At 45.8% G+C, this 12,558-nt stretch carries 10 protein-coding genes; 4 read left to right on the top strand and 6 right to left on the bottom strand.

Features of this window, described 5'->3' with window-relative positions; translation table 11 throughout:
• The first annotated feature begins 66 nt into the window (after nt 1–66).
• On the top strand, nt 67–930 hold the full coding sequence (locus HUU58_05425) for a 3-hydroxyacyl-CoA dehydrogenase (GenBank protein NUN45104.1): 864 nt from the start codon (nt 67–69) through the stop codon (nt 928–930).
• 5 nt (nt 931–935) lie between these two features.
• Here HUU58_05425 and HUU58_05420 read toward each other — a convergent pair whose 3' ends face one another.
• The 6 genes from HUU58_05420 to HUU58_05395 form a co-directional block, all read right to left on the bottom strand.
• Entirely contained in the window at nt 936–1,415 is a 480-nt protein-coding gene (locus tag HUU58_05420) for a nuclear transport factor 2 family protein (GenBank protein NUN45103.1), read from the bottom strand.
• 85 nt (nt 1,416–1,500) lie between these two features.
• A complete protein-coding gene (locus HUU58_05415) occupies nt 1,501–3,357 on the bottom strand; it encodes a tetratricopeptide repeat protein (protein NUN45102.1) in 1,857 nt (618 codons plus the stop codon).
• A 48-nt stretch (nt 3,358–3,405) separates the two neighbouring features.
• A complete protein-coding gene (locus tag HUU58_05410; GenBank protein ID NUN45101.1) occupies nt 3,406–4,788 on the bottom strand; it encodes a tetratricopeptide repeat protein in 1,383 nt (460 codons plus the stop codon).
• A 167-nt stretch (nt 4,789–4,955) separates the two neighbouring features.
• Nucleotides 4,956–6,161, bottom strand: coding sequence for a citrate transporter (locus tag HUU58_05405; protein ID NUN45100.1), 1,206 nt, complete (start codon nt 6,159–6,161; stop codon nt 4,956–4,958).
• A gap of 689 nt (nt 6,162–6,850) precedes the next feature.
• Nucleotides 6,851–7,201, bottom strand: coding sequence for a hypothetical protein (locus HUU58_05400; protein NUN45099.1), 351 nt, complete (start codon nt 7,199–7,201; stop codon nt 6,851–6,853).
• 131 nt (nt 7,202–7,332) lie between these two features.
• On the bottom strand, nt 7,333–7,701 hold the full coding sequence (locus HUU58_05395) for a c-type cytochrome (protein ID NUN45098.1): 369 nt from the start codon (nt 7,699–7,701) through the stop codon (nt 7,333–7,335).
• A 191-nt stretch (nt 7,702–7,892) separates the two neighbouring features.
• On the opposite strand from HUU58_05395, the gene HUU58_05390 reads away from it, so the two are divergent.
• From HUU58_05390 to HUU58_05380, 3 genes are read left to right on the top strand one after another with little or no spacing between them, the layout of a single operon-like run.
• The gene (locus tag HUU58_05390) at nt 7,893–9,020 is read left to right on the top strand and encodes a Rieske 2Fe-2S domain-containing protein (GenBank protein NUN45097.1); all 1,128 of its coding nucleotides are present in this window, start codon (nt 7,893–7,895) and stop codon (nt 9,018–9,020) included.
• Nucleotides 9,021–9,041: 21 nt separating this feature from the next.
• A complete protein-coding gene (locus HUU58_05385) occupies nt 9,042–10,364 on the top strand; it encodes an amino acid permease (GenBank protein NUN45096.1) in 1,323 nt (440 codons plus the stop codon).
• Nucleotides 10,333–12,549 carry a GWxTD domain-containing protein gene (locus tag HUU58_05380; GenBank protein ID NUN45095.1) on the top strand — a complete coding sequence of 739 codons (2,217 nt, stop codon included), beginning with the start codon at nt 10,333–10,335 and terminating at the stop codon, nt 12,547–12,549. The genes HUU58_05385 and HUU58_05380 overlap by 32 nt, the downstream gene beginning before the upstream one ends.
• Nucleotides 12,550–12,558: the final 9 nt, after the last annotated feature.

The raw sequence follows: 12,558 nt of genomic DNA, 5'->3' as shown, positions 1-12,558 counted from the left end.
TTCCGTTACAAAGCTGTTCTATTATTGCACCACTTAAAAAACATTTTACATAGGAGATTATAAACGATGGCTGTTCAAACGATCACCGTACTCGGATCCGGTATTATGGGAAACGGCATTGCACATGTCGCCGCGCAGGCGGGATATAAAACCATTTTACATGATGTGTCGCTGGACGCATTGAATAAAGCGCTGAATACGATTTCCAAAAACCTGGATAAAGGTATCGAACTGGGAAAAATCTCGGTGCAGGATAAAGAGGCGACGCTCAGCCGTATATCCGTCGAGCAGCATCTTGAAGCCGCCGTCGCGCCTTCGGATTTCGTTATTGAAGCGGTTCCGGAGAAAATTGATTTAAAAATCAAAATTTATACGACGCTGGACAAGACCTGCAAACCGGAAACAATATTTGCAACGAATACGTCTTCGCTCAGCATTACTGAAATAGCGGCCGTGACGCAACGCCCGCAAAAGTGTATCGGGATGCATTTTTTTAATCCGGTGCACAAAATGAAACTGGTCGAAATCATTAAAGCATTGGAAACGGATGAGGCCACCATAAAGGCGACACAAGATGTCGCAACAGCGATGGGTAAAGAAATCGTAACGATCAAAGAGTCGCCTGGATTTATTACCAGCCGTATCAATGCGCTGATCGGAAATGAGGCGTTTTATATGCTACAGGAAGGTATCGGTTCAGCCAAAGATATTGATACCGCATTAAAGCTCGGGCTCAATCATCCGATGGGACCTTTTGAAATGGTCGATTTAGTCGGTTTGGATACGCGGCTTTCGATTTTAGAGTATTTGCATAAATCGCTCGGTGAGAAATACAAACCTTGCCCTTTGATGGTGCAGTATGTCAAAGCAGGACGGCTTGGTCGAAAAACCGGTAAGGGTGTGCACGAATATCCCGATGTGAAAAAGTAATATTTTTAAGACACCGGGTTACTTTTTTCTATGAATCGCTGAAGGTTGTTTTTTGCGGTGGAGCGTATTTTATTTTGCATCCAACCGGTCCAACCTAATAAAACACCGGAAAATCCGAATGCTTGTTTTATCCAGCGGTAAAGATCAAACGTGTCTTTGTGCGACATGATTTTATTTTCGCGGAAAGTGAAATCGGCGTGAATACGATTGACCACTTTTCGCCCGGTAGCTGAAAATGTATATGTTGCAATCCATTCCGCGGAGCCGCTTTGGTCGTCGGCATGAATAATACGATATTCCAAGACCAGATCTTTTCCGCGTTTACAAAGCATTTCCCACATGGCCCGCACTTCCGCCGCCGTCAGATGTTCAAACACCGGATCGTAAAAAACAGCGTCATTATGGTAGCTATGTTGCATGACGGAAAAATCTTTTTTTTGAAATGCTTGGTAGAATCGGTTTATGATTTCTTCGTTGGGGTGCATAGATCTGGTTCTTTTTTTATGTATTATATTAAAAAAGCTGCCTGATGTTTTCAGGCAGCTTTTTTTTATTTAAATATCCTGCTTTTTAATTTCCGTAGGGTGCCAGCTCATTCATTCGTTCCTGAATGGATTTCGAATATTTTTTATCCCAGTCGCAGCTGCGCGCGCGATAATAATATTCGAACGCTTTTTTGAATTCTTTTTTGCTGTCGTAGTATTTAGCTAACGTAAAAAGTATGTAGACGTTTTGGGGGCTGAGCTTGTTCGCTTCTTCAAATTCGACGACACCTTCGTCCTGTCGACCTTGTTTCATCAGCATCATACCCCGTCGCAGTGTAAAAACATAATCACTGTTTTTTTCTTTTTTGGTAATGCGACTTTGGGCTTCGGCGTAGTCGTTATTATGCGGATCCAGAGCGAGAGCTTTGCCGATAGTCTCAAGTGCGGCATCATGAGCGCCGGCGGAAAAATGCGCTTCGGACAACGTGTAAAGATAAGAAGCGTTTTTGCTGTCAGAATGCTGAACGGCGGCTTGCGCGTTTTCTACGGCTTTGGCCGGATTACGTAAGGTTTTATCTTTAGACGCGATATAAATCCATGCCAAGCCGTTGTACGCTAAAGCGAATTTGGCGTTGATAGCTATTGCAGACTGATAGGAAGTGACGGCTTCGGCATAATTTTTTTCCATCGCCAGTACGTCGGCAAGATGCGTATGAGCAAAAGCGGATTTGGCATCGAGTTTTATGGCTTCGCGAAATTGCTGTTTAGCTTCTTCGTATTGGCCTTGTATGGTGTATACCTGACCGAGCAGATCACGGGAACCCGCATGTTTAGGATTGAGTGTGATGGCGCGTTGGTATGCCTCTTCGGCGTTTTTGTAGTCCCCTTTGTCGAAATAATCGCGCCCGAGTCCGCGGTATCCGGAGGCAAATTTATTATTGTACTCTACGCTTTTTTTGCGATAAAAAACGGACGAGTCGTTATTTTTATGAGCGGGGAAAAAATTGGCAGAGAATGCGTCGGCCAGCATATCGTACGCATCATATTGACTGGGCTTGAGTGCGACGGCTTTGCGGGCCGCTTCGATCAACTGATCGCGTTCTTTCAGTTCGCGATACGTGAGAGCGAGAGCCGTCCACGCTACAGCAAGATTTTTATCAAGCTTGGCGGCTTTGAGACCGGCATCTAAGGCCTTTTTATAACTCTCGGTTTTTTCATCAGCTTTAAAATTAATATCCTGTATACGGCCGATTTTGGCATAGGCTTTTGCCATGCCGGCGTATGCCATGGCAAAGCTGCTGTCGGTTTTGATAGCTTGTTGTAATAGAGCAATCGACGCTAAATAATCTTCGACCGTGCTGCTTTCGTCATATTGCAAAATACCTTTGATGTATGGCTCGTAAGCGTCCACATTGATCGAACCTTTACCGGTGATGGCGGTTTCATCCGCCGCACGTTTTCCGAAACTAACAAGCGCACGCGCCGCGATCTGCCCGTACATCGCGTAAATATTAGTCATGGAATACTTGCCTTCGGCGGTGTAAGCGTTTTTAGTATCCGCTTTACCGCTTTTGACGTCTATGAAACGCGCCTGCACTTTGATCGAAGGCGTTGCACCACCCGGAATGTCAAAAGAACCGATAATGATTTTATCCACTTCCAGCGAACGGGCAACCGTCAAGGCTTTCTGTTCGTCCAGCATGTCCAGAAGTTTAAAACCGTTCATTTTGATTTCAGCGAGCACATCGGGGCGATCCATGATCAGGACAGATTTTTCTTCGCTCAGATCGGTGTTGAGCGATTCGCAAAATCCATGACCAAGCCATTCGTTTTTGGAAAGCATGGTACCGTTGTAAAACGGAACCACAGCTACTTTGAGTTGCGCCCAAAGCGAAGCGGTAATCATCATGGCGAAAAAAAACAAATTCATGCAAGCGCGCATACGGTTTACCTTTTGTTTTAAGACTGAACCTAGAACATAGAAATAAGTTTATTGCACAGACGAAATCAAAGCCGTGTATTTTCCGGCCTTATCCGCCTTGCGTGCTTTTTCTAAATATACTTTCATGGTAGCTTCATCGCCTTTTTTCTTCAGCGCTTTTGCATAGCTGATCAGATTGGGTACGAATTTGTCATTCTTTTCTTCGGACGTAATAAATTCATTGATGGCGTCATTAATGCGGTTATGTCTTAAAAGCCGCTCGCCGCGCTTCCATGCGTAAACATATTCACGGCTTTTTTCCTTCGCATTCATCCGTCCCAAGGTTTCCTGATATTCAAAGTTGTCGGGTTCTATGCTCAACGCCATTTTGAGACGATTGGTTGCGGAGTCACGGAGTTCCGATTTGTTAAAACTGGCTTCGTAATAGGCTTCTGCAGCCACAGCTAAAAACTCAGGGTTGGTGTTATTGGTTAACTCTGCGGCCATAGCGCCGTATTCGATGGCTTTCCCGACATTGCGAAAACTTTTGTCTTTAGCCGTCAGATACATCCATGAAAGGCTGGCGTGTGCGTAAGCGGCATTGGGATTGAGATCAACAGCATAAGTAAATTTGAGGAACGCTTCTTTGAAATTTCCTTCGTCGGCCAATACGTCCGCAAGATGGGTATAGGCAAACGTCGAGCGCGGATCGAGTTTGATAGCCGTGTTAAATTCGGTTTTGGCTTTTTCAAATTCGCCCTGTAGATAATACAGCCTTCCTAAACGATCATGTGAACCGGCGTGTTGCGGATTGATCGCGATAGCTTTGGTAAAGTACGACTCGGCTTGTTCCAAATCCCCTTTGGATGCGTAGTCATCGCCGAGGCCGCGATATCCTTTGGCGAAGTTCGGATTGGCTTCAACGGCTTTTTTACGAATGAGAATGGAAGAATCAATATTAGCGTTTTTTGGAAAATAATCTTCGGAGTAAGCATCAGCCCATAGGTCATAAGCTTCGGCGTTTTTGGGATCAAGCGCGACCGCTTTCTGAGCAACGCGCATCAAGTTATCCCGTTGGCTGAGTTGGCGGTACACCATAGCGAGCGCCGTCTGCACATCGGAGTTTTCTTTATCCAGTTTTCCGGCTTTGGAGGCATATTTAGCGGATTCTTTATAGTGTTTGATTTTCAGATCATCTTTGTAGTTCAGCGAAGCGATATTGCCGATCATGGCGTGCGATTTGGCAAGACCTGCCCATGCGATAGCCAGGGTCGAATCGGCGGCGGCCGCTTTCTCATAAATTCCGGCGGCTTCTTTGTATTCTTTCTCCGAACCGGCGGATGAAAATTTTTCATTGGCCTGTTGGACTAAATCGGCAGCAGATTGAGCGGACAAAGTCACTACGCCGCAAACGCACAAAACGATGATGAAAAAATCAAAACGAGATTTCATGGATAAAACTCCTCGGTGAAGTGTAGAACCGGAAATGCACATGCAAATTAAACAGGTAAGGCGGCGTTTTCAAGCTAAATTACATGTAACGGGGGTGTTACAAAAAGCTGAATAGCCGGTGCGCTGAGTGCAACACCGACTATTCGCTGAATCAGGAGGAGAGGAATCTAATGCGTTTGTTCGGTTGATGGTTGTTTAAGCGATTCGCTTTTTTCGGTTTTGTGGTTTTCATGCGGTTCCCAGCCCCACAAAGCCAGCATAATAAAAAAGCCAATCACATAACCGACAGCGACATGCCACCCGTCTTTGAGCCAAAACACGACGGATTTGGCTTTGGGGAAAATACCTGAAATGGCCACACCCGCCGAAGAACCAAACCAAATCATGGATCCGCCATATCCGACGGCATAAGCCAAAACCCCCCAATCATATCCGCCTTGATCCAAGGCCAGTTTGGTCAAAGGGATGTTGTCGAATACGGAGGAAACGAATCCAAGTATAAATGTGGTAAACCAGGCGGCCGGCGGCAGTTGATCAACAGGCATCATGGAAGCGCTGAGCACCAAAGAAACCAGGAAGATGCTGCCTTTGAGCGCGACGGGTATTTCATGCCATGCGGTTTTGCGGATAAAGGCGCCAATAAAAATTGCAACCCAAACGCCGAGTGCAGGAAAATCAAGAAGTATATTGGTGGCAATTGCACCGACTAATATCAGAGCTACGACTAAGATTTTACCCCAGTCGATCGAATGGTTTTCGGAACCTTCAGCGCGGATGATGGTTTGCAATTTGTTCTGTTGTATTGAAGCAACGATGGCAAAAAAGGCAAATGCACCGATACTGCCATAGTATGCATGAAGTACATCCCACGGGCTGACGCCGTCAATCCACATCATCGTCGTGGTCGTGTCGCCCAAAACACTTCCTGCGCCGCCGGCATTGCTTGCAGCGACGATAGCGGCAAGAAAACCGATGTGCACTTTACCGCGAAAAACCGTTAGTGCGATCGTGCCGCCGATCATTGCCGCAGCGATATTATCCAGAAAAGAGGATAATACAAATGTGATGCATAGCAATACCAGCGGTCCGGCCATGCCATTGGGAAGGTGCTTCGGAAGGATTTCCGGTATATGCGATTCTTCAAAATGTTTGGCAAGAATGGCGAACCCTACCAGCAAACCGAGCAAATTAACGACAATCGCCCATTCGTGATGAATGTGCGCGACGGCATCAAATGAAGTAAAGCTTAATTTGTAAGTCAAAATGACGGCAAGCCCTGTCAACGCCACTTGTAAAACATAATGGTGAAACAGAGCAACACACAGCAGTGTAAGGCCAAACAAAATAAATTCGACCGGAATGCTCAAAAACAACCATTGTCCACTTGACGATTGTTGGAAAAGCGGATCGCGAACAAACAAAAGCGCCGAAATAAAAAGTAAAACGGAAAATATTCCGATCATCACCGGCCTTGAAAAAAGACGGTTCACTTTGGATTCCTCAGACATACACTCTTCTCCTGATAAAATGATTCATGTATTATGTAGCGGTTGATCAAATCAATCCGGCTAAACGTAAAATAAATGAGAGAATACCTAGGCCGATCAAAGCCATAAGTGAAATAAATAAATAATCCCTTTTGGGTTTGGTTTCCGATGTAAGTTGTGTATGCGTTTTCATATAGAACTTTCGTGGCTTAATGAGCACACGATTATTGGTACGTCAAAAAGATATTGGCGTACGATCGCGTGCAATATGTGATTATCATTGAGTTTGTCAGCGTGTCAAAGCAAATATCCAAAAAGACACGACACCGAGAACAACGATGCCTACATAAATACCGAATGCGATATAACCTGTTTTGGGGGTTGAAGCTGCGTTTGACATAATCTTTCCTTATGTGTTTTTAAAGATGATGAAATACGGTACACAAAGGCTTTTTTCGGATGAGGTAATATCCTCCGATTAAAATATGTCGATTGGTGTAGTCGCTTATCGCGAACACACGAATGCACACACTTTAAAAGCGATTGTTTTGTGTACTGCTGGTTTTAGGAAATAATTATGCGATGGGCGGGGCTCTGGCGGGCTGCTCTATGGAAAATCCGTTGTACGTCGTTAAATGCGTTGATTTAACAACACGTAAGAGCGTTGCGCATGCCGGCGGTATAACGAAATCAAAAAGACTGACGTAAGCTATTGAGCGTGATTGTTTTTCAGGCTGTATGTGGCGTGCCGCAAAGACCTTGATGGTGACCGATGAAGGGACAGTCGTCGGGTCGGTCTGCATCACATGTTGGGCGTAGATCACACACTGCGGCGTATCCGTCGTCGTAATAGCGAGATATCCGATGAAGATATACGTTAATATCAACGCTTTGGAAAATGCCGTATGTAAAAAAGTCCGCATCATGCGATGGTTAAGTCTTTACTTTAAGTACTGTACCTATAATTCAAATTAGGTAAAACGGGTGGAAAGTCAAGCGAAATCGGAAAAGCGGAAAACGATTTTACAACTTTTTGACAAATGATCGGATCTGGAATTTACAGTCCGGGCGGAATGTTTTTTAACTTTACGGCGCCGCGGTGGCATGTATAACAAGTAACACTTTCTTTGGCGTTTTTAAATGTACTTTCGTTGAGCGCCCGGACCATGCGCATCATATCGCGCGAAATATTTTTTTCCTTTTTTTCATCGCTCGCATAATCATCCTTATTGTGGCAATAGTCGCATTCGACGCCCATAGAAAGGGTGTATAAGCGCATGGATTCTTTGATCTCTTCGATGGTGGCGTCCTTCAGTTCATCAAGCACTTTGATGTTTTTAGGCCGGTTGGTCTGGCAGCTTACAAATCCGTACCACGATCCGAAGATCAGTACGGTCATGACAGAAATAAACCATCTGCGTTTCATGTAACCTCCGAAAAAAGATTTCGACAATTATAAAGGAAAACAAGCCGCTTCACAAGAGTTGATTTGTTTCTTAACTTCTAGAGGGTAAAATTTATGCAGCGAAGCGAAGAAAATCTGTTGTGACTAACCGCGATTCCGTGTACTTTATTCCCGCATTTCTATAATTGCCATGCACAAAAAAGATATTTCCTATGTTACCTGATTTTGATGCCTCTCAATTCTTAATTGAACCTTTAGAACGTGCCTCGACCATACCGTCGTCGTGGTACACGGATGCGCGTTTTCACGCTGTGGATCGTGCATATATTTTTTCTAAATCCTGGCAGTACGTCGGTCATGTTTCGCAGTTGGCGGAAGCGGGCCAATACCTCACGGCGACGGTGGCCGATAATCCGGTAGTGGTTTTGCGTGACACGGAAAACAATCTTCGCGGCTTTTATAATGTATGCCGCCATCGCGGAGGACCCCTGGTCACCGATGCGCGCGGTACGTGCAATAAAGTCCTGCAGTGCCAATATCACGGATGGACATATAAAACCGACGGATCGTTGCGCGGCATCCCGCGGTGGAACTACGTAGATCTTTTTGATAAAAAGGATTACGGCTTAGTGCCTTTACAGGTGGATGTGTGGGGTGGATTGGTCTTCGTTTCGCTTGAGAAAAATCCTATGCCGCTCACCAAGTTATTTCAAGGTGCACAAGAGCGCATATCGCGCAAGCCGTATGATGCGGACTTGGAGCGGCGCTTGTTTTCGAACCTCACGTTTTATAAGCGCATTGTGTATCCCGTGCGCGCCAATTGGAAAGTGTATGCCGATAATTATCTGGAAGGTTATCACTTGCCATTCGTTCATCCGGAACTTACGTCCATGCTTGACTATGCGCAGTATGTGACGGAGACGTATGAATATTATTCGATACAGTACAGTCCTTTTTCCGACGAGGGCAACGTATATAAGACCAATGAAGGCGAGGCGTTGTATTATTTTGTTTGGCCTAATTTTATGCTCAATATTTTACCGGGACGTTTGCAGGTCAATCGTATCATACCCGACGGTCACGAACGGTGTCATGTGATCTTTGACTATTTTTACGCGGATCTTTCGACGGAGGCCAAACGAGCGGTGGCGGAAGATGATATCGCCTATAGTGACAAAGTACAAAAAGAAGATTGTGATATTTGCGAACATGTACACAAAGGACTTCTATCGGACGTGTATGACCGAGGTCGATTTTCGGTAGAGTGTGAAAACGGCGTGTATCATTTCCAAAACCTACTCAAAAAAAACTATCAAACGGTTTCACAAGATACTCGTTAAAGCGATTAAGTCGAACTGCGAATGACAGAAAAAAAAGAACTCGCACAATCTATCACGTTGTGGGATGCGATCATGCTCAATGCGGGCAGCATGATCGGCTCCGGCATTTATATTGTACCGGCGGCCGTGGCGGGTTATCTTCAGGGTTCGGTTTGGATCATGACGGCATGGATCGTCGGTGGATTGGTTAGTATGTTGGGTGCCTTGTGTTTGGCGGAATTGGGTGCGATGATGCCAAAGGCCGGAGGAATTTATATATACCTCAGCCGCGCTTTTTCGCCGATGTGGGGTTTTCTTTACGGATGGGCCAATTTCGCAGTGATTATGACCGGCTCTATTGCAGCCGTAGCTGTGGGTTTTGCGACGTATCTCGGATATTTTATCCCGTTTGCACCGGATGAAATAAAAGCGGTGGCGATTGCCAGCATCATATTTCTCACCGCCATCAATGTTGTCGGAATCCTTTTTGGTGTGGCCGTTCAAAACTTCATGACGCTGCTCAAAATTGTTTCCCTCGGAATATTGATCATTATTCCGATCGTAGTGCCCGGCGGATCGGTCGAACATTTCACGCCGCTTTTTTCTGACCCAAATTCCGGTCATTGGATCGGCGCTTTTGGTCTTGCCACGATTGCCGTGTTGTGGGCGTTTGACGGATGGATCGAAATCACCTATGTGGCCGGTGAAGTGCGTGATCCGCAACAAAATGTACCTCGCGCTTTGGTCGTATCTACCGCGCTCATCATCGGGCTCTATGTTTTGATCAATATGGCGTATCTTTATGTTTTGCCCGCGGATCAGTTGCGCGCTTCTTCGCTGGTCGCATCGGATATGGCTAAAATTTTAATGGGACCCGAAGGGGCAGCTTTTGTCGCGGGATCGGTCATGATTTCCATGTTTGGTGCCAATAACGGATTTGTCCTCAGCGGTGCACGTATTTATTACGCGATGGCCCGCGAGGGTCGTTTTTTTGAAAAAATCGGCGATGTGCATCCGCGTTTTGGTACACCGGCGGTATCGATTGTCGCACAGGGCGTTTGGTCCTGCGGATTAGTATTCACAGGTACTTTCGAGCAACTCACCACGTACGTCGTATTTGCATCATGGTTTTTTTATGCGATGGCGTGCATGGCGGTTATCGTGTTGAGAAAAAAAGACCCGCAAACCGAAAGACCATACCGCGCATGGGGTTATCCCTGGACTCCGATCGTGTTTATTGCGTTTGCGGCTTTTTTGATCGGTAATGCGGTCATGGAAGATTTGCGTTCATCATTGATCGGTGTGGGAATTATCATAACCGGATTGCCGTTGTATGGGTATTGGAATCAACATCGAAGTCGGTAATTTTATTATCTTTCAATCTATCTTATCCAAAAAATCATTTATGCGTTTTACACTTGTTGTGTTGGCTCTGCTTTTGTGGTGCTCCCCGATCTATGCTCAAAATGAAAATCCGGCGGATCAGCGCATTGATTCGCTGAAGGAAGCCTTCGAACGAGAGCCCTCTTCGCAGGCTATTATGGAGGCCTTGGGTCGCGCGTATACTGAAACGCAATCGTATGAAGCGATTATTGATTTGATAAAGCCGGTGATCGAAGATACATCCACAAACAATGTCCTGATCAAACTGTATGTCGGCGCGCGCATCAAACAACTTCAAACACAGTCAGCCGGGCCCAGACTTTTGCAACAGCTTTTAGGCGGCGCGGACACCAAAGAGAAAAAACTGATTAACCGCGTTATGCAGCGCGATCCGGAAGATGCGGAGGCGCAACTTTTTTTAGCCGAGGTGCATAAGTTGGCTGATGAACCGGTTTATGCGGAAAATATCTATCGGAGGATGATGAAAAACCCTCGTGTCATTTCCGGCCCTTGGTTTGTATCGGTTTGGACAGCGTATAGTACACTTCTTATTGATCAGGAGCGTTTTACGGAGGCCAATTCCATTCTAACCCATGCCGCAGGTACAGAAAAAAGCAGCGGATGGTTTGAACTTCAGATGGCTCAGGTGGCCTTGGAAACAGGTGAAACAGCACGCGGTACACGATTGTTTTTTCAAGGTCTCGATGCATTGCGGGATGAATCTCAGGTACATCAACTTTTTGAAGAGGCGTGGGCGATCGCGGCCCGAACCGAACTTGAGCAGTGGAATACATTGAATACGCTCGATGCAAAAAAAGATTTTCTTCGTCGCTTTTGGTCAAAACGGACTCCCAATCTTGCCGACTCGGCTAATGCTAAACTTGCTGAAAATTATAAACGTTTGCGTCATGTAAAACGCTATTACGCGCGACGCACCTTTCCGGGTTATGATGAACGCGGATTAGTTTTTATGCGTATGGGCAAACCCGATCACTTTTATACTGATACCCGGACCGAATCGTGGGTTTATGAATCCGCCAATGCACATTTTGATTTTGTAGATCCGGGCAGCGGTTATTATGAAATGCGCCCGTTGACCGATGCTTTGAGTCTGTCGGGAAGTGCGGCTGGGCAGTTTCAGGAACTTAAAGCGATGATGGAAGCACGTCGCAACTTGCACCCGTTTTACGAGCAGACGGCCGCGCGGCTTCAGGCACGTGAAGATGCAATATCCGTAGAACGCAGCCGTAGTAATGCGTTTCGAAATATTATCAGTGAAACTGAAATACGTTTGGGGCGCGAAGGTACGAATAAACCGGGTCTTCAAAAATCTGAAACGTTGGACAAAATTCCTTCGGTGTCGCTTGCGGCATCGTATGCGTGTTTTAAGGGGAAAAATAAATCTACTCGCGTTGATTTTTATTATATGATTCCGATCCGTGAGTTGCAGACCTTGCGTATAGCTGATTCCTCAAGTACGGCGTTTCTATTTGCCAATGCGCGTATTTTGGACACCAACTACAGAGAGATTACTACGCTTCACCGTGAATTTAAAATAGCCGTTGTCGATCGGGACGCGCCGCTTTTTGTTATAGACGAGTTGCGTACGTTATTGCAACCGGGTACGTATATTCTAGGACTTGAGCTGATTAATAATAACAACGAGCGCAAAGGGGTGTATCGTTTTGATGTGGAGGTGCGTGATTTTATCGCCGCCGACTTATCCATCAGTGATATTCAGCCGGCTGTTTCGGTGACGGTTGGTTCGCTGGAAGATAAATTTATCAAACCCGATACACGTATACGTGTAGTGCCTTTTGCCGGCGATCACTTTGCCGGCCGCAAACCGCTGTCGGTGTATTATGAAATTAACAATCTGACACGTGATCTAAAAGGCGTGACATCCTACGAAATCAGTTATACGTTGGCACCGGTTCAACGCGGAAATATTTTAACGCGGGCTGTAGGTAAACTTTTTGGTAGGAGTAAAGCGACGATCACGTCGGTGACACAAAAAACCGGAACCTTGCCGACAGAACGGGAATACGTGGGATTTGATATCAGCGAATTGCCGGAAGGCGAATGCGTTTTGACGATTACCGTCAAAGATCTGTTGTCCGGTCAGACGGCTTCGTCCGAGCGATTTTTTTGGGTTAATAAGAAATAGATAACCCAC

It is taken from the genome of bacterium (genome assembly GCA_013360215.1).
Lineage (GTDB): Bacteria > CLD3 > CLD3 > SB21 > SB21 > JABWCP01.
The sequence above is the reverse complement of the archived record's forward strand: the minus strand, read 5'-3'. Positions and strand labels throughout refer to the sequence as shown.